At 63.1% G+C, this 17,171-nt stretch carries 16 protein-coding genes; 11 read left to right on the forward strand and 5 right to left on the reverse strand.

Annotated features, from left to right (window positions below; all coding sequences use genetic code 11):
- Positions 1–45: 45 nt before the first annotated feature.
- Both NKG59_RS09085 and NKG59_RS09090 read right to left on the reverse strand, forming a co-directional pair.
- Complete coding sequence (locus tag NKG59_RS09085) at positions 46–1,548, reverse strand: GGDEF domain-containing protein (protein ID WP_253536449.1); 1,503 nt, start codon at positions 1,546–1,548, stop codon at positions 46–48.
- A 199-nt stretch (positions 1,549–1,747) separates the two neighbouring features.
- Complete coding sequence (locus NKG59_RS09090; protein WP_253536450.1) at positions 1,748–2,611, reverse strand: SDR family oxidoreductase; 864 nt, start codon at positions 2,609–2,611, stop codon at positions 1,748–1,750.
- A 103-nt stretch (positions 2,612–2,714) separates the two neighbouring features.
- Between NKG59_RS09090 and NKG59_RS09095 the strand changes: the two genes are divergently transcribed.
- Both NKG59_RS09095 and NKG59_RS09100 read left to right on the forward strand, forming a co-directional pair.
- Positions 2,715–3,614, forward strand: a complete 900-nt coding sequence (locus tag NKG59_RS09095; protein WP_045203624.1) for a LysR family transcriptional regulator — start codon at positions 2,715–2,717, stop codon at positions 3,612–3,614.
- Positions 3,615–4,487: 873 nt separating this feature from the next.
- Positions 4,488–4,856 (forward strand): hypothetical protein, encoded by a 369-nt coding sequence (locus NKG59_RS09100; protein ID WP_253536451.1) that lies wholly within the window; start codon positions 4,488–4,490, stop codon positions 4,854–4,856.
- A 59-nt stretch (positions 4,857–4,915) separates the two neighbouring features.
- On the opposite strand, the gene pdxR is transcribed toward NKG59_RS09100, so the two are convergent.
- Complete coding sequence (pdxR, locus tag NKG59_RS09105) at positions 4,916–6,451, reverse strand: MocR-like pyridoxine biosynthesis transcription factor PdxR (RefSeq protein ID WP_253536452.1); 1,536 nt, start codon at positions 6,449–6,451, stop codon at positions 4,916–4,918.
- Between the two features lie 188 nt (positions 6,452–6,639).
- Between pdxR and NKG59_RS09110 the strand changes: the two genes are divergently transcribed.
- The 4 genes from NKG59_RS09110 (at position 6,640) to NKG59_RS09125 (ending at position 8,989) form a co-directional block, all read left to right on the forward strand.
- Positions 6,640–7,395 carry an SDR family oxidoreductase gene (locus NKG59_RS09110; RefSeq protein WP_253536453.1) on the forward strand — a complete coding sequence of 252 codons (756 nt, stop codon included), beginning with the start codon at positions 6,640–6,642 and terminating at the stop codon, positions 7,393–7,395.
- Between the two features lie 93 nt (positions 7,396–7,488).
- Entirely contained in the window at positions 7,489–7,968 is a 480-nt protein-coding gene (locus NKG59_RS09115) for a carboxymuconolactone decarboxylase family protein (protein WP_253536454.1), read from the forward strand.
- 4 nt (positions 7,969–7,972) lie between these two features.
- A complete protein-coding gene (locus NKG59_RS09120) occupies positions 7,973–8,377 on the forward strand; it encodes a cupin domain-containing protein (RefSeq protein WP_253536455.1) in 405 nt (134 codons plus the stop codon).
- 219 nt (positions 8,378–8,596) lie between these two features.
- On the forward strand, positions 8,597–8,989 hold the full coding sequence (locus tag NKG59_RS09125) for a hypothetical protein (protein ID WP_156158370.1): 393 nt from the start codon (positions 8,597–8,599) through the stop codon (positions 8,987–8,989).
- A gap of 75 nt (positions 8,990–9,064) precedes the next feature.
- Here NKG59_RS09125 and NKG59_RS09130 read toward each other — a convergent pair whose 3' ends face one another.
- Entirely contained in the window at positions 9,065–9,844 is a 780-nt protein-coding gene (locus NKG59_RS09130) for a TetR/AcrR family transcriptional regulator (protein ID WP_253536456.1), read from the reverse strand.
- 188 nt (positions 9,845–10,032) lie between these two features.
- On the opposite strand from NKG59_RS09130, the gene NKG59_RS09135 reads away from it, so the two are divergent.
- The 5 genes from NKG59_RS09135 to NKG59_RS09155 are packed head-to-tail and all read left to right on the forward strand — an operon-like array spanning position 10,033 to position 16,626.
- On the forward strand, positions 10,033–11,649 hold the full coding sequence (locus tag NKG59_RS09135) for a bifunctional 3-(3-hydroxy-phenyl)propionate/3-hydroxycinnamic acid hydroxylase (protein ID WP_301288118.1): 1,617 nt from the start codon (positions 10,033–10,035) through the stop codon (positions 11,647–11,649).
- Positions 11,650–11,658: 9 nt separating this feature from the next.
- Entirely contained in the window at positions 11,659–12,729 is a 1,071-nt protein-coding gene (locus tag NKG59_RS09140; RefSeq protein WP_253536457.1) for a VOC family protein, read from the forward strand.
- Positions 12,730–12,762: 33 nt separating this feature from the next.
- Positions 12,763–13,719 (forward strand): fumarylacetoacetate hydrolase family protein, encoded by a 957-nt coding sequence (locus NKG59_RS09145; RefSeq protein ID WP_253536458.1) that lies wholly within the window; start codon positions 12,763–12,765, stop codon positions 13,717–13,719.
- Positions 13,716–15,680 (forward strand): acyl-CoA synthetase, encoded by a 1,965-nt coding sequence (locus NKG59_RS09150; RefSeq protein WP_253536459.1) that lies wholly within the window; start codon positions 13,716–13,718, stop codon positions 15,678–15,680. The genes NKG59_RS09145 and NKG59_RS09150 overlap by 4 nt, the downstream gene beginning before the upstream one ends.
- 58 nt (positions 15,681–15,738) lie before the next feature.
- Positions 15,739–16,626, forward strand: coding sequence for an OmpW/AlkL family protein (locus tag NKG59_RS09155; protein ID WP_253536460.1), 888 nt, complete (start codon positions 15,739–15,741; stop codon positions 16,624–16,626).
- A gap of 436 nt (positions 16,627–17,062) precedes the next feature.
- Here NKG59_RS09155 and NKG59_RS09160 read toward each other — a convergent pair.
- On the reverse strand, positions 17,063–17,171 hold a 109-nt coding region (locus NKG59_RS09160; RefSeq protein WP_248137186.1), incomplete at its 5' end, for an IS3 family transposase.

Genomic DNA, 17,171 nt, shown 5'->3' on the forward strand with positions numbered 1-17,171 from the left:
GGGCTGCTCGCGGGTTATAGCCGCGAGCACGCCCTGCCTGCGAGGCTACGGAGTTGTCGCGTAGTCAACGCGGTTTCTCCCTTTGCGCTTGGCTTCGTAGAGCGCATCGTCCGCGGCCTTGGTCAATGCATCCAGCGACGGGAAGCTCGAGCGGCGCGCCGTAGCGGATCCGACGCTCACTGTGAATGGAGCCAAGCCTGGGCTCCCTTCTGCGGTGCGGTTTCCTTCGACTTCGGCACGTATCGCTTCAGCGATTTGCCTGGCGCCGGTTTCGCCCGTATCGGGCAACAACACCACAAACTCTTCACCGCCGTATCGGGCTGCGAGGTCGCCGCGTCGACGCGCATGCTTGGAAATGCAGTGGGCGAGGTACTGGAGCGCGGAGTCGCCCTGGGCATGCCCGTGCTCGTCGTTGTAGCGTTTGAAGTGGTCGGCATCGACAAACAGCACGGATAGGCGACTGTCATTCCGTTGCAGGCGGTCCCACTCGTTCTCTAGCGCGACATTCAGTGCGCGTCTGTTCTTCAGGCCGGTCAGTGGGTCGGTTTGCGTAAGCTCGCGCAGGTGGTTTTCCGCCATCACGCGCCCGCGCAGCGCAAAAGCCAGGAGCCAGACACCTGCGCAGAAGGCAAGACTGACCGACAGCGACGACAACCCCACGATCCACGACAGCCGTTGCCAGGGTGCAAGTGCATCGTTCATTGCCGGAGCCACCACGGCGATGAAGGGTGTGCCCGGCACACGTTGAAACGTATAGAGGCGCAGCACGCCGTCGCTGGCCGACGGTGCTACGTAGAAGCCGGACTCCTGATTCACCATGCGCGGGAACGTCAACGATTTGCCGAAATTGAGCGCGCGGGCTGCGCCTAGCGGCGGATTTCTCGCCACAAGCGTTCCGTCGATGCGAACGATGGCCGTGATGCCGCGCGGCCCGACATCGAGCTTCTCAAGAAGCTGCTTGAAGTAATCGAGATCGATTGCGACCAGCGCGGTGCCCGCGAACGTCCCATCGGCTCGGTTCATCCTCCGGCTCAGCGCAACGGACTCCACGCCTGCGCGTGAGCGCGCCTTATAGACGGCAGACGTGTAGAGGCCAACGTTTGCGTTGTCGCGATGGACGATGAAGTAATCGCGGTCGCTGAAATCCCAGTGGTGCGTCACAGAACAGCAACCGTCGATGAGCCGGCCCTTGTCGTCTGTGACGCCCATGCCCGTGACATACCGGGCAGAGGCTGTCGGGCTGAACAGCAGATCGTGCCGGATTTCTGGATCGAGGTGTCGGATGCTGGGTTTGTCGAGTGCGGCGATCAGCGTCTGCAGCGACTGATCTGCCGATTCAACGGTGCGCGAGATGTGGCTTGCCAGAACGGCAGCGACATTCCTTGAGGTTTCGTTAGCGTGCTCGATGGCCGTTTCGCGGTTGGCCCACAGTGTCAGCGCACTGATTGCCAGGACAATCAATGTCAGCAGCGTCCCCAGCGCACCAACGATAAAGGGATGGTGGCCTGCCGATGTAGCCAGCCGTCTGGCAAAGGAGCGAAAGGGCATGTCGTGGTCTTGGGCGCAACGACAGACCGCGTGTCTGCCTGTTTGAGGAGGCAGACTGCGGTCGGTCTGGGGCGGTATTGATGCGTGCGTGGCACGCCATCACCGCTGGTAATCGGCACAAGACAGGAAAACTGCAGTCCGACGAGCCGCTTTTATTGCAGGCCTTTCCAGTTGGACCGAGCCCCCGCGCCGGCCGGGCTCAGCCAGCGAGCGCGGCAGCGAAGTCGCGATACGAGCCCAGCGGTCGGCCCAGGATGCGGGTCAGACGCTCGACATCGCCAGCCTGCGGAACCATCCCATCGCTGACATAACGCTCGGCCATCAGGCGCATCTCATAGGCCATCCACCTGGGCAGGAAGTTCGCCGCGTTGTTCTCGAAGCCGGTTGGATCGTCGCCGCCGTAGACGACCGGGCGGCCAAGGGTCTGTGACCAGATGGAGGCCAGTTCAGGGCCCGTCAGCGTGTCCGGCCCCACCAAGTTGATGGTCTCGATCGGCAGCTTGCCCGGTGCCGTGTCCCGACGGATCAGTTCGATGGCCGCCACTTCTGCGATGTCGCGCGTGTCGACCATGGCAATGCCCTTGCTGCCGATCGGCATGGGGTAGACGCCATGGTTGACGATGATGTCCTTGGCCATGTGCTCGTTGTCCATGAAATAAGCCGGACGCAGGATGGTGGCGCTGAAGCCCATCTGCTCGATCATGCGTTCTGCGCCGGACTTCACCGCAAAGTGCGGCACGTTCACAAAGCGCTCGGCGTGCATGACCGACAGATAGACGACGCGCTCAACGCCGGATTCGCGTGCAACGTTCAGTGCAATGAGTGCCTGGGTGAATTCGTCCCCTGCAACCGCGTTGAGCAGGAACAGTGTCCGGACACCGACAAAGGCACGCCGAAGCGATTCGAGATCCAGCATGTCGCCCTGCACGACATTCACGCTGGCCGGGAAGTCGGCTTTTGACGGGTCGCGAACCAGCGCGCGCACGTCCGCACCGCGGTTGGCAAGTTGATTGACGACTTGGCGGCCGACGCGGCCGGTAGCACCAGTAACGAGGATGGTCATGATGTTCACTCCTTGAGTGGGTTGGGTTCCCAGCTAAGGTAGGTGATCCATCTGTGGTCCGGAAGATGCTATAAATGGACGGGGTATCTCACTGGTGGAACACATGGATTTGCTTGCGCTTGCCGATTTCAACCTGGTTGCCCGGCATGGAAGCTTTGGTGAGGCCGCGCGCGCGACGGGGCGTCCAAAGGCCACGCTGTCTCGCAGGGTCTCGGAGCTGGAGGGCAGTCTCGATCTTCGGCTGTTTGAGCGCGGGCCTCGCGGGCTCAAGCTCACCCAGGAAGGGCATGCGCTGTACGAGCGTACCGGCACGCTGCTCACCGAGATTGCCGAGAGCGCTGCGGCAATTGCATCAGGAAGCGATCGGCCACGCGGACGTCTGCGCATCAGCGCGCCGATGCTCTTTTCCCAAATCGCCATGGGCAAGCTGGTTGCCACGTTCGCGCTGAAATATCCCGAGGTGCAGTTGGAGGTCACGACCGAAGACCGTGGCGTCGACATGATCGAGGAGGGGTATGACCTCGTGATTCGAGTCAACCCGGACCCGGACGAAAGCCTGATCGGACGCGTGTTCTTGCGTGATCGCCTCGTCGTCGTGGCAACGCCGGAACTGGAGCAGCCATCAGGTAAGGCTGTTGCGCCGGCCGTCTTGCGCGGCCCCGGCACTGGAAGCGCTGCCTGGGATGTCACGGGGCCCCGGGGAAAATCGCGCATAGCGATCAAGCCCGTCGCACACTTATCGTCGCTGATCATGGTGCGCGACACAGTGCGTCTTGGCGTGGGCGCCGCCTGCCTGCCGGTGTCGCTCGTCTCCCACGATCTGGAGGCCGGCACGTTGGTGCATTGGGGCGATGTAGACGGCCCCGATATCGCGCTATGGGCGCTTTATCCTTCCAGGCGGTTGCTCAGTGCCCGCGTTTCCGCTTTTCTCGAGCACCTCAAAGACGCATTCCCGACGGGCGAGCCCGAAGAGCTGGCGGCTTATCTTCATTCCGCGGCATAGGGATGCAGGAAGGGCGAAGCGGCCTTGGCGGTCTCGATGGCCTTCGGCCCTCACACGAAATTGCTGACAGGCTCGCCTGCATCGGACCTGCCCCGTCCAAAGGCAACCGTCGGCCTGAAACTGCCGATGACGGGCCTTTGAGGCCCGAACGTGGACCTCCAACAGTCGAGCTTGAACCTCTGCGGGCGGAGCGCGAGTGTCAAACACTCGCCTTCCGCAGTCCAAGCTCGAAAATTTCGACCTCTGACACCCGGCTTCGACCCTCGGACGGTGGAACGTCGGCCTCAAGGGGCCAGCGTCGAGTGTTTGAGGGCCAAGATCGGGCTTCGAAGGTCCGATGGGTCGAATGTTTTTGGGCCGTGTTCGGGCCTCCGAGGGCCATGCGTCACTGTCTGACGGTGGCGTGTCACTCTCAGACTGCCGAGATCGAATGTTTGAGGTCGACAAACGCGCCTAAAACCGTGGCGCTCGGCCGCCTGCAGGAAGACAGCAGAGAGCAGAAGGACGGACGTGCTCCGTCCAGGGCCGACCGCCGCACGCGTTGGACCAAGTTGCGCAGTGCGTGCGCGGCCTTTGGAGCCCAGCGGCCGGAGACACAGAATCGGAAGTTGGACGGAGCCCCCATCGCTATAATCCATCCCGCTGCCGCACCAACGGCAGCCGGGTGTAGCGACCTGATCTATTCAGTACCTCTGGACGGCAATCGCTCAGCGATTCGCCGGCAGACACTCGCGCGCTTTCAAGGGCGGGCCGGGTGGGGAGACCTTCGGGTCTGCCGGTGCTCCAGAGAACCGGTTCGCTACCCCCGCCGTCGGGCCCGCCACCCCCGTGTAGCGACGAGCTGGCGGGCCTCCAACCACCTCTGGAGGCTCTATGCCAAATGGTCCAAGCGGGCACCGCCCCGCGTCTTATCCATCTCCACCCGCATCACCCAGCCCACTGCCCACGTCATCCGACACAGGCAGGCTCACCAAAAACCGCACCTACCTGAACGGCGCCATTGCAGCGCAGGCGTATCTCAAGCGCACGCGCATCGCCATGTGCACGCACGGCCAATGCCGGCCGGGCATGCTGCGCGAGCAGCTTCAACATCTGTCCGCGCACGCGTTCCCGCCGGCGTTCATCAAAGGCTTTGTGGATGCGATTGATGCTTACGTATCGATGTCGCTCGGGGGCCGCGATGTTGATCCGCAGACGTGGGATGTATTAGCTGCCGTAGAGCGGCGTGGCTACAGCCAATAAAAACAGATTGATGCATTCCCGTGACGGGCGGGAATGCCGAGGTCGGTCGAGCGTCAGCCTCAGCAGCCAGGCAAGCAAGCACGCAACGTTCGAGCGAGTCGGGCCGCTTCACCTGCATCGGTAACGTTGGCGAAGCCGATCACAAGACCGCGCGGCACATGTGGTGTCCGACCATTCGCGTACCAGATCGAAAGTGGCAGCACGGCGAGCCCCGCCTCACGCGCACGCGCGGCAACGGCAACATCGTCAACCGGCCCGTCTGCGCCTTCCGTGAAGTGCACCGCGAACTGGACGCCACCGGGCGGCAATTCGACGTGCAATCGCGGGCCGAACGCATGCTCCATCGCGTGCGCGATCAGCATGCGACGCTGCGCGTACAACGCACGCATGCGCTTTACATGGCGCGCGAAATGTCCCTCGTCCATGAAGTCCGCAACCGCTGCCTGCAACAGCGTTGGCGAGCCGGCGTTCATGCTGCATGCCACCCGCCCGACGCGCTCGATGGCGCGCTCCGGCACGACCGCATACGCGAGCCGCAAACCGGGAAACATCATCTTGCTGAACGTGCCGCAATAGATGACGTGATCGTGGCGATCCAGGCTCTTCAACGCCGGTAGTGGCCGGCCCTGATAACGGAACTCGCTGTCATAGTCGTCTTCAACAATCCAGCGCGACCCTTTCTCGGCCCAATCCAGAAGCGCCATGCGTCTGGCGAGCGAAAGCGTGTGCCCCAGCGGGCTCTGATGAGACGGCGTGACCAATGCAAAGCGCGCTTGCGCGTCCAGCGCGATACCGCGTTCGACGTTGAGCCCTTCTTCATCCACCGGCACCGGCACCAGTTGGATGCCAGTTTCGGCAAGAAAGCTGCGCGCGAGCAGGTAGCCAGGGTCTTCGAACCATACGCGATCGTTCGGTTGCGCGAGACTGCGCAGCACGAGTTCCAGCGTTGCGCGATAGCCGCCGGTGACGAACACCTGCTCCGGCAAGCAGGTGACGCCGCGTGCCAGCCCGAGATAGGTTGCGATGTGTTCGCGCAGCGGCCGGTAGCCAGCCGGGTCTGGGTACGCAAGCACGGCACGTTCGCCACTGCGCGCGCGGCGCGATACGAGCCGATTCCATACCTTGCGCGGAAACGCGTCCAACGCGGGCAGGCCGGGTTGCAACGGTCGCGGCTCGCCGCTCATTGCGACGGCGATTGTCAATGGGCGCGCGGGGGTTTGCGGCATCCGATCTGACGCGTCGGACGTCTTTTGTTCCCGCATTTTTCCCGCGCCCCGCTTGCCGCTTGCATCTACCGGCGCGGCCCGACGTGATGAGTGCACCACAGCGGCCGGCAGCGACGGCGACACAAACGTGCCTGCCGCCCCGCGCATCTGCAGGTAGCCCTCATCCACAAGGATCGTATAGGCCAGCTCGACGGTGCCGCGCGCGGTGTTCAGTTGTGCCGCCAGGCCCCGCAGTGCAGGCACCCGATCGCCGGGGCGCAGATGCCCGGCCGCGATCGCTGTCCTGAAACGCTCACAAATCTGCTGATAGATCGGCAATGCCTCTTGCCGGTCGATTTCGATGGTCAGCGCGGGTGTGGGAGCGGTCATGGCGGCCTCGTCTGCAAGAGAGGTGGAAACGACTTGGACTAGTCATTTCGACAATTCTTGGCCCTTATTTATAGGGCGTGATTGTTCCACACTGGGTCTCAAGCGATGCGACGACAGCGACATGTTCGGACGGCGCCGCGCCCCCCAGCGCCTCGGGCGTTCACTGAGTCTCATACGGAGAAGTTGCCATGAAGATTGTCGTAATCGGTGGTTCGGGCCTGATCGGCTCGCGTGTTGTCACGCTGCTCGGCGAAGCAGGCCATGAGGTGCTTGCCGCCTCGCCGCGCAACGGCGTGAATTCCGTGACGGGCGAGGGCCTGAGCAATGCACTCACGGACGCTGATGTCGTTGTGGATGTGACGAACGCGCCGTCGTGGGAGCCGCAAGCGGTGCTCGATTTCTTCCGGAGCTCGGCGCGCAATCTTGGCAAGGCAGAAGTTGCCGCAGGCGTGCGCCATCACGTTGCGCTGTCCATCGTTGGTACTGATCGCATGGCCGACAACGGCTATTTCACGGCCAAAGTTGCGCAGGAAGAGGCGATCGAGGCGGCCGGTGTGCCGTACACGATTGTGCGTGCGACGCAGTTCATGGAGTTCATCGGCGGCATTGCCGACTTCAGCACTGTCGCAGGCACGGTACGCGTGGGCGACGGCCTGTTTCAGCCGATCGCGGCAGACGATATTGCAGCCATCCTTGCGCAGGTGGCAGTCGCCGCGCCACTGAACGGCACGGTCGACATTGCCGGACCGGACCGCGCCCCCTTCGCACAGATCATCGCGCGCTATCTGAAAGCGGTGGGCGATACACGCCCGGTCGTGACGGATGCCGACGCGCGTTATTACGGCGGCCTCGTCGAGGAGCTGTCGCTCGTGCCGGTCGGCGAGGCTCGAATCGGCCGCATCGGTCTCGATCAGTGGCTTGGCACGCAGGCAAAAGACCGTTGATCAGCGGCTGACATATCCCACACCACAAGCCCAGGGCCGCGCATCACGCCGTTGCCGGGCACTACCACTCGGTCATCTCCACTGGAGCGCTTCATGACACAACGCCTCAACTACTTTCAGCAATCCCCGGAACTGAGCAAGAAGCTCGTGGAGCTCAACACGCTGCTTCAGAAAACGACCATCGAGACGCACATCCGCGAGCTTGTCGAGCTGCGCGTGTCGCAAATCAATGGCTGCGCCTTCTGCGTCGACATGCACGTCAAGATGGCGAAGATCCACGGCGAGCGTGAACTGCGCCTGTACCACGTGGCGATCTGGCGGGAGTCGACGCTGTTCTCGCCGCGCGAGCGCGCCGCGCTGGCATGGGCTGAAGTGCTGACCCACATTCCCGCCTTGGGCGTGTCAGACGAGATCTACGACAGCGTGCGGGCGCAGTACTCCGAAAAGGAGCTGGCCGATCTGACGTTCCTGGTGGGCGCGATCAACAGCTGGAACCGGCTGAACGTGGCGTTCCGCATGGTGCCCGGTTCGTCCGACAAAGCATTCGGCCTGGACAAGGCCCACCTGGAGTAATGCCATGAAAAATCCAGTGTTCTTCGCTGCAGCTGTGGTGTGTTCGTGCCTGCTGATGGCGCAGTTGGTCAAGGCTGCGCCGGAAGCAAGCGTGACGCCGTTGCGCTCGGAATCGTTGCCCGAGTTCCCGGGCAAGGAGGCCGAGATGATCGTGGTGGACTATCCGCCGGGCGCGGTCGACCCCGTGCATCGTCATGACGCGCACGCCTTTGTCTATGTGCTCGAAGGCAGCATCGTCATGAGTTTGAACGGCGGTAAGGAGGTCACCCTCAAGGCTGGCGATACGTTTCACGAAGGCCCCAACGACGTCCATACCGTCGGGCGCAACGCCAGTGCCACGCAGCCGGCCAAGTTTGTGGTGTTCCTGATCAAGAAGAAAGGCGCGCCGATCCTGACGCCGGTGAAGTAGCGCTGTCGTCCACGTGGGGATTGGCGATCGAGGTGTCGGTTGTGGTGTGGCCCTGATGACAGATCGAATGGAGCGCGAATCTTGCGCTATCTCAACGGATGAGCAGAACAGCCGCCTAGCATGGAAGGGACGGCGTGCGTGACAAACGCATGGCGCTCATCCATCGCTTGCGTCAGTCCCCAGAGGCAAGGTGGAAGCGGGTTGTTAACGGAGATTGTCATGCGAGGCTGGCTTATCCCAATCATGCTTGCGGCGACGCTGAGCGGCTGCGCATCCACCGAGTCCGTCAAGGCGTCGCAGGAAGAAAGTGTGCATCGCGTCTACGCGGCACCCTACAACTCGGTCTACGCTGCCACGCTTGCTGCCGCGAAAGCACAGAAGCTCGAACTCGTGGAAAGTGATCCGGCGGCAGGGCGCATTGTTGTCTCGCACGGAATTTCCCTGTGGAGCTGGGGCGAACGCATTGCGATATGGTTGCACCAGCTGAACGAGTCGAGCACGGACGTAGCGATCGTGAGCAAGCCGATCCTCGCGCCGCTCAACTTTCCGCCGGACTGGACATCGAAGCTGTTCGAGCAGATCGCGACTGAGTTGAAGGCTCCGGCAACCTAGTGAGGTTGCGGGCCACCATCGTTCCGGCACCGGTCGGAAGCGGGGCCGTTCTGCCGCATAAGTTCGCAGGGCCTTCTACGGTCGCGCTTGTAAAGCCTCGGCGTTTGCGCCCATCTCTGGCAACGGGCGATGCGCAATCTCTTCGGCTTCTGCGTGGCTCAACCCGAGCATGCGCAGCAGCGCAGAGGCCGCCCGCTCCGGAAAATCGCTCTTGCTGTCGGTGAGGCCATTCAACAGCGTGGCTGCCGGCTCCGTCTGCGCGTCGATCTGCACGCCAACAGCCACGGCGGCCAGCACAGTGCCGCCAACGGAAATCAGGCTCATCAGTGGATCGGGCGCGTCAAACCGACCTGCCGCAACGCCACGCCCGATGTCGCGAAGCAGCCGCTGGCCAAGCCCACGGCTGAGGATGCGAGGCGAGAATCCTTCGCGAATCAGGAACTGTCCCCACACCGGCTCCCGTCGCGCGCGCAGCAGCGTGTGCCGCACGGATACTGCGATCACTTCGGCCGGGTCGGCAAGACCCTCGGCAATCCGATCCAGCGTGTCCGCAAACTCCTCGAACACCCAGTCCGTCAGCGCCAGGTAGATCGCCTCCTTCGATTCGAAGTGGTTGTAGAACGAGCCAAAGCCGACATCCGCGGCCTCGGTGATCTCGTTGATCGCCACGCCCTCCATTCCCTTCTCGGCCATCAGCTTGAGCGCCGCCTCTAACAGGCGCGACCGTGTCTCGCGTTTGCGACGCGCGCCACGCGGCTCCTTTTCTTCAACAGCGGTGGCCGCCGGCGTGGCGGCTGCGGCCGCTGTGGCGGATTTAGCGGCCTTGGCGGCGCGCGCGGTGGGAGTGCGGGGCATGGGATCCAGTCGATGAAGCGGCGTTAGAGTTTAACCTGATCAAAGTTGACAAAGTTATCAGTTATGATTTGAATATCGAAAACGCCCGCTCAATGGGCGATACAAGAACAGGAGTTCGCGTGGAGACAGCTGCACAAGAGGCGCAAGAAGCGCTTCCGTTCGCGCCCCGATCCCCCGAAGCCGCCGAGTTGTCTTCTGCGGTCGATGTGCTGGTGGTGGGTTTTGGCCCCGTGGGTGCCATGGCAGCAAACCTGCTGGCCAGATACGGCGTACGGGTGTTGGTCGTGGAGAAATCCACGGAGATCTTCATGGCGCCTCGCGCCATTGCGCTGGATAACGAGGCGCTGCGCATCCTGCAGTTGGCCGGAATTGGCGAGCGCGAGCTCGACACCATTGCGATCCCGTTTGTGCGCATGCGCTCGCCGGTGTTTGGCGAATTCGCGCGCGTGAATACGCTCGGCGGCGCAGACGGTCATCCGAAGCTCGTCACGTTCTACCAACCTGATCTGGAGCGCAGCCTGCGGCGCCAGCTCCAGCAGTACGACGGCGTACACATCGCGCTGGGCGCGGAGTTCATGGGGCTGGAAGCCGCCGAAGACCACGTTGTGGCTTCAGTCGCAGTGGCCGGCGGACAGACACATCGCGTGCGTGCGCGCTACGTCATCGGGGCAGACGGCGCCAGCTCGGTGGTGCGCGGGTTGATCGGGCAGGCCTTCAAGGGAAAGACGTTTGCCGAGGACTGGCTCATCGTCGATGCGCGCAATGTGCCGCGCCCCATCGACCACGTTGAGTTCCTCTGCAACCATCGCCGCCCGACGCCTCACATGACGGCCCCGGGCGGGCGGGAGCGCTGGGAGTTCATGCTGAGCCCAGGTGAAACGCGCGCTGAAATGGAATCGGAAGAACGCATCCGCACATTGCTCAAGCCCTGGTGCAACGTCGACGATATCGCCATCGAGCGCAAAGCCGTTTATCGCTTCCACGCGCGTGTGGTCGATACCTTCAGCAAGGGGCGCGTCTTCCTTGCCGGAGACGCCGCGCACATTACGCCGCCCTTCGTCGGGCAGGGCCTCGTGGCCGGCCTGCGCGATGTGGCCAATCTCTGCTGGAAGCTGGCATGGGTCGTCCAGGGCAGGGCAGCGCCGGGCATCCTGGATTCGTACGACCGCGAGCGCCGCCCGCATGCGAAGGCGATGATCAATCTCGCCAAGTTCATGGGCAAGCTGGTGATGCCGCGCAACGCTGGCGTTGCGTTGATCACGCACGGGCTGATGCGCCTTGTGCGTCTGGTTCCCCCGCTGCGTACCCAGCTCGAAGAACTCGGCATCAAGCCGAAGAACGCATTCGCACGGGGTCTGTTCGTGCAGGGAAAGGGCGGATCGCGCTTGCGCCGTGGCGCCGTGCTGGCCCAAGGCTGGGTGCGCGGCTGCGATGGCGCGACCCAATTGAGCGACGACGTGTTTGGCACCGGACTAGCGTTGATCGGCTTTGGCCATGACGCCAGCACACACCTGGATGCCGACACCGCCAAGGCGTTTGCAGCGGCGGGCGGCAAGGTGGTCCAGATCACGCATCGGGGCCAGCGTCTGCATGTGGCGCAAGGCGAGCACTGGGAAGACCTTGAAGGTGTTTTCCTGCCGCGCTCCGTGCCCTTTGGCTGGGCAGCCGTCATCCGCCCCGATCGCACCATCGTCCATGACGGCCCGGCACAGGACGCCGTCCGCCTTGTCCGAGAAAGCCTCGCATTGCTCGGCGCATCTGCCGGGCAGGTGTCTTCCCTGGCTCCCGTCGCACGCGCCGCTTGAGGTCTCACCATGAAACTCACGACAGCCCAACCCGCACGCCACCCGAACCCAACCACCAAGGCGCTCGAACTGGCCTACCTGATCTTCGAGCGGCCTGACCTGACCAAGGCAGAGCAATTCCTCACCGACTTCGGCCTGCACACCGTGGCGCGCGACGGCGAGCGATTGTTCATGCGCGGCACCAGTGCCGCCCCGTTCTGCTACGTGGTCAACAAGGCGGACACAGACCGCTTTGCCGGATTTGGCTTGCGCGTTGCCGACAGCAAAGACCTGGAAGCGCTCGCCCGCCTGCCGGGCGCATCGGGCGTGGAGCCCATCACCGCACCGGGCGGGGGACTGTGCGTGCGCCTGCATGATCCGTCCGGCTTTCGTGTTGAGGCCGTGTGGGGCCAGGCGCCCAGCGGTACGCTGCCGCATCGCGCCGCCATGACGCTCAATACGGCCGACAGCATTGTCCGTGTGAATGATACGCAGCGCGTTCAGGCCGCGCCGCAGGAGGTCATCCGCCTGGGCCACGTCGTGCTGGAAGTGGCCGACTACCAAGCCACGAGCGCCTGGTACACGCGGCACTTCGGCTTCATTCCAAGCGATGTGCAGGTGCTGCCCGATGGCTCGCCGGCGGTGGCATTCATGCGGCTAGACCTGGGCGCTACGCCTGCCGATCACCACACACTGGCGCTCGCCCAGGGCTTCGCGCCGGTCTACAGCCACAGCGCCTTTGAAGTGATCGACGCCGATGCCATCGGCATGGGGCAACGCATTCTGCGCGAGCGCGGCTGGAAACATGCTTGGGGCATCGGCCGGCACATCCTGGGCAGCCAGATTTTCGATTACTGGCAAGACCCCTGGGGCGACAAGCACGAGCACTACTGCGACGGCGATATGTTCACCGCCGACCAGCCGACCGGCATCCACGCCGTGAGCCGAGAAGCGATGTCGCAATGGGGCCCGGTCATGCCGCGCAGCTTTACGAAGCCCAAGCTCTCCCTCTCCAAGCTTGTCGCCCTGCTGAAGAACCTGCGGAACAGCCCCGACCTTACGGTCGGCAAGCTGCGCACGCTGGCCAAGCTCTTCGCGTAACCCCGCCTCATTTACCGACAGCCCCGATACGCCATGGCATTGAATGTTCTGCATTACCGACACCAGGGTCGTGCCCAGTGGGGAGTGATCCGCGCCGGCATGATCACGCCCGTCCCGGGCGAGTTTCCGACCACCTCCGTCTTTCTCCAGTCCAACACGGCGGAGGCGCTGACCGGATTGGCCGGCCCCGCCATCAAGGTGTCGGAGGTTGAGATCCTCTCGCCGGTCACGCGCAACCAGCAGTTCGTTTGCCTGGGTGCGAACTATCGGCAGCACATGATCGAGTCGGGCATGAACCCCGACGCAAAGCACTTCAACATGGTGTTCACCAAGGCACCGGGCTGCATTGTTTCGGCCACATCGGATCTCGTGCGGCCACGCCACGTGCAGTTTCTCGACTACGAGATCGAACTCGGCCTCGTCATGAAACGCGAGGTAACAACGCGCCAGTCGGTAACCGACGCCAACCTGCACGAGTACGTAGCCGGCATCGTCATCGTGAACGACTACTCGGCGCGCGACATCCAGATTCCGCAGATGCAGTTCTACAAGGGGAAGAGCTATCGCACGTTCGGCCCGGTAGGCCCGTATCTGTGCCTGCTGCAGCCGCGCGATTTTGGCCGGCTGCGCGACCTGCAACTCAGGCTGACCGTCAACGGCGTGACGCGGCAGAGCGATTGCACCGCCAACCTGGTTCACGGCCCCGCAGAAACCTTGACCGAGTTGTCGGGTGTTCATGATCTGCACACCGGCGACCTGATCGCCACCGGCACACCCGCCGGCTGCGCGCTGAGCGTTCCATCACCCGCCAAGCAGCGCATTGCCGCGCTGTTGCCGGACGCCACCAAGTGGCGGATGTTCATGAAGGTGCAGGCTGCGCGGCCGCAGTATCTGAAGCCCGGCGACATCGTCGAATCGCGCATCTTCAGTGCGGACAGCGAGATCGACCTGGGCACGCAGCGCAACCGCGTCGTGGAAGACGCAGCATGAACGGCATTGCGAACCAGAGCGACATCCTCGCCATTGAAGCGAGGGGAATGCCGGCAGATCTGCCAACCAGCACGTACGAAATGATTCGACGCGGCGCGGCCATCAACCCGTCGGCCCCAGCGCTGTCGTTCTTCTTGCGCGCGGCAGATCACCGCAAGCCCCAGACGTGGACGTATCGCGAGCTTGTGCGAGACATCACGCGCACGGCCAACCTGTTGACGCGGCTCGGCATTCGCCGGGATGAGGTGGTCGCCTACGTGCTGCCGAATCTGCCGGAAACGCATTTCGTGATTTGGGGCGGAGAGGCAGCGGGCACGGTCTGCGCCATCAATCCGCTGCTCGAAGGGCCTGCCATTGCCGATCTGCTAAAGGCGGCCGGCGCGCGCGTGCTGGTCACGCTGGCGCCGTTTCCCGGAACCGATCTGTGGCCCAAAGTGCAGCGCATTCTGGGTGAAGTGGCATCGCTCGAGCATCTGGTTCTCGTCAATCTGGCTGATCGCGTGCGCGGGCCCAAGGGCTGGATGGCGAGGCTCGTGCAGCGCCGGGAATGCACACGGCTGCACGGCCGGGACGGTGTTCGCGCCGCCGTGCCCAGACATATCCACCTGCACGATTTCGGCAGGGCGATGGCGCGTGAATCTGGCGCAACGCTCGCGTATCCGCGCGTGTTCAAAGCAGGGGATACCTCTTCGTATTTCTGCACAGGCGGCACCACGGGGCTACCCAAGATTGCCATGCGCAGCCATGGCAATGAAGTGGCCAATGCGTGGGCGGCTGGGCAGTTCCTCGGCAACAGCGTGGGGCCCGGCAAGACGATCTTCTGCGGGTTGCCGCTGTTTCATGTGAACGCAGTGCTGGCGACCGGGCTTCTGCCGTTTTCCAAGGGTGCGCACCTGGTGCTCGGCACACCGCAGGGGTATCGCGGCGAGGGTGTTGTCGCCCGCTTCTGGGAAATCGTTGAGCGCCACCGCATCAACTTCTTCAGCGCCGTGCCGACCCTGTATGCGGCGTTGCTGGATGTGCCCGTGGGCGAGCGCGACATCAGCTCGTTGGAATACGGCCTGTGCGGCGCGGCACCCATGCCCGTCGAAGTCTTCCGCACGTTCCAGCAGCGCACCGGCGTCAAGATTCTGGAGGGCTACGGCCTGACGGAAGGCACCTGCGTGAGCAGCGTCAACCCACCGCTGGGCGACCGGCGGCTCGGCTCCATTGGCCTGCGTGTGCCGGGCCAGCTCATGAAGGCCGTGGTGCTTGGTGAAGACGGCCGGTATGTGCGCGATTGCGTTACGGACGAACCTGGGGTCCTGGTCATCTCGGGACCAAACGTCTTTGGCGGCTACGTGCAGCCCGAGCACAACAAGGGCTTGTGGATCGACCTGGGCGATGACCGAGCGTGGCTCAACACAGGCGATCTCGGCCGCATGGATCGGGATGGCTATTTCTGGCTGACCGGCAGAAAGAAGGAACTCATCATTCGCGGTGGCCACAACATCGATCCGGCCACCATTGAAGAGCCGCTGCACCGGCACCCGGCTGTTCAGATTGCGGCGGCCATCGGCCGGCCAGATATGCATGCGGGCGAACTGCCGGTGGCATACGTCCAACTCAAGCCTGGCGCCACGGCCAGCCACGAAGAGCTTGCGAACTTCGTGCGCGAAGCCATCCTTGAGCGCGCTGCGCAGCCAAAGCAGATTCATATCGTGGATGCCATGCCGCTCACAGCGGTGGGCAAGATCTTCAAGCCCGCGCTCAAGCGCATGGAAACCGCCGATGCCTTGCACTGCGCGTTGCGCGAGGCAGGTATCGAGGGTGTGCGCCTCGTGCTGGATGAGGACAAGACCACCGGCATCCTGGTACGTGCCGGCCTGCGTGATCCCGCAATGCACGATGGTGTAGCGGCGGTCCTTGGCCGATTCCCGTTTTCGTTTTCCATCTCGCCAGACGGAGGCGCGCCTCCCTAGTCCGTCACGCCCCAGCTTGCCCTAGCCAATACAACGATTCCAAAACAGGAGACACACGATGGCGCACTTCACCCTGCGCGTTGCCCCCGCTCGTTCTTTTTCTGCCGTGGCGGCTGCCATTGCAATGGCAGCCCCCTTGGCACATGCGCAATCAAACGAAGACCCGCCCAGCAGCGATGCCAGCTTCTTTGACCGATACATACGCGGGCGCAACGTGCTCTCGGTTGGGGTCATTCATATTCATCCCACGGATTCGTCAACGCCGCTGTCTACCTCAACCAGCGCGCTTGGTCTGGGTAGCTATGAGTCGCCCGGCACCAGTGCCAAGACGGGCAGCTCCACCACGCTGTCGCTCACGCAGACATATTTCATCAACGACAACTGGGCCGTTACGGCGGTCGGGGGCATCCCACCCACCACGAATATCTACGGTCGTGGCAAGGTCGTCGCGCCCGTGCCGGGGCTTGGGAACCTCACGCTCATCGATCTGGGTCTGCCCAAGAACAACCCCGTTGCATCTGCCCGTGCGTGGAACCCGGCGCTCATTGGGCAGTACTACTTCGGAACCGCACAGAGCAAGCTGCGCCCGTTCATCGGTGCGGGCGTCAGCTACAACTTCTTCACCCAACTACGCCTGAACTCGAATTTCGTCAGCGCCATGCAGAACCTCGGCCAAGTCCTTCAGTTGGGCATGGGCCAGATCCCCACCGGCCCCGCCAAGGTCTCGGCTGCGACCTCCAGTTCGTGGGCGCCGGTTGCCAACATTGGCGCTTCGTACGAGTTTGCCAAGAACTGGACGCTAGTCGGCACCGTCGCCTATCTGCCGCTCAAAACCACATCGACCATCACGCTGCGCAGCCAGGAAGGCCAGGTGCTGGCCGTCAACAAGACGGTAATCAACGTGAAGCCGGTCGTCTTCAGCCTGAACGTTGGATACCGGTTCTAGCAGATCGAGAAACCAAGGGTGAGCGAACTGATGAACCCGGTGAGGCCCAACGCCGCTCGTGCCTGGGCATCCGCGGCGGGGCGGAGCGCGAGGCTCAGACCGTGGAGTTCGAGTGTTGAAGAGTGAAGCTCGACCCTCAGACAGTGGAGTACGACCCTCAAACAGTGAGATTCCAGTGTTTGAGGCTGAAAACGCGACCCTCAGACAGTGACGTTTCAGTGTTTGACCCTGACGTTCGACTCTTTGAGGGTGGCGCTTGAGTGTCTGAGGGTGGAGCTTGAGTGTCTGAGGGTGAAGCTCCAGTGTTTTAGGGTGAAGCTCCAGTGTCGGAGGGTGAAGCTTCAGTGTTTGAGGGTGGAACGTGAGATTCAGCCCGGTGCCCAGGGCGAATCAACAATCCAACTTTTGCCGCCGCCCCTGAATCGCCCCGGCTTTCCTAGACACCCGCGAGCCGTTGGGAATGGCGTTGTTCGAACTCTACCGGTGATAGACCGTTGGCGCTCGAATGACGCCGTGTTGGGTTGTAAAACATCTCGATGTAGTTG

The organism is Ralstonia chuxiongensis (assembly GCF_024158925.1).
Lineage (GTDB): Bacteria > Pseudomonadota > Gammaproteobacteria > Burkholderiales > Burkholderiaceae > Ralstonia > Ralstonia chuxiongensis.

Excerpts from the sequence above, each read along its gene's own strand:
- NKG59_RS09130 (WP_253536456.1), bottom strand. The coding sequence starts at position 9,844 with ATGCCCCGCACTCCCACCGCGCGCGCCGCCAAGGCCGCTAAATCCGCC.
- NKG59_RS09085 (WP_253536449.1), bottom strand. The coding sequence starts at position 1,548 with ATGCCCTTTCGCTCCTTTGCCAGACGGCTGGCTACATCGGCAGGCCAC.
- NKG59_RS09090 (WP_253536450.1), bottom strand. The coding sequence starts at position 2,611 with ATGACCATCCTCGTTACTGGTGCTACCGGCCGCGTCGGCCGCCAAGTC.
- pdxR (WP_253536452.1), bottom strand. The coding sequence starts at position 6,451 with ATGACCGCTCCCACACCCGCGCTGACCATCGAAATCGACCGGCAAGAG.
- NKG59_RS09145 (WP_253536458.1), top strand. The coding sequence starts at position 12,763 with ATGGCATTGAATGTTCTGCATTACCGACACCAGGGTCGTGCCCAGTGG.
- NKG59_RS09110 (WP_253536453.1), top strand. The coding sequence starts at position 6,640 with ATGAAGATTGTCGTAATCGGTGGTTCGGGCCTGATCGGCTCGCGTGTT.
- NKG59_RS09150 (WP_253536459.1), top strand. The coding sequence starts at position 13,716 with ATGAACGGCATTGCGAACCAGAGCGACATCCTCGCCATTGAAGCGAGG.
- NKG59_RS09100 (WP_253536451.1), top strand. The coding sequence starts at position 4,488 with ATGCCAAATGGTCCAAGCGGGCACCGCCCCGCGTCTTATCCATCTCCA.
- NKG59_RS09120 (WP_253536455.1), top strand. The coding sequence starts at position 7,973 with ATGAAAAATCCAGTGTTCTTCGCTGCAGCTGTGGTGTGTTCGTGCCTG.
- NKG59_RS09155 (WP_253536460.1), top strand. The coding sequence starts at position 15,739 with ATGGCGCACTTCACCCTGCGCGTTGCCCCCGCTCGTTCTTTTTCTGCC.
- NKG59_RS09125 (WP_156158370.1), top strand. The coding sequence starts at position 8,597 with ATGCGAGGCTGGCTTATCCCAATCATGCTTGCGGCGACGCTGAGCGGC.
- NKG59_RS09095 (WP_045203624.1), top strand. The coding sequence starts at position 2,715 with ATGGATTTGCTTGCGCTTGCCGATTTCAACCTGGTTGCCCGGCATGGA.
- NKG59_RS09140 (WP_253536457.1), top strand. The coding sequence starts at position 11,659 with ATGAAACTCACGACAGCCCAACCCGCACGCCACCCGAACCCAACCACC.
- NKG59_RS09115 (WP_253536454.1), top strand. The coding sequence starts at position 7,489 with ATGACACAACGCCTCAACTACTTTCAGCAATCCCCGGAACTGAGCAAG.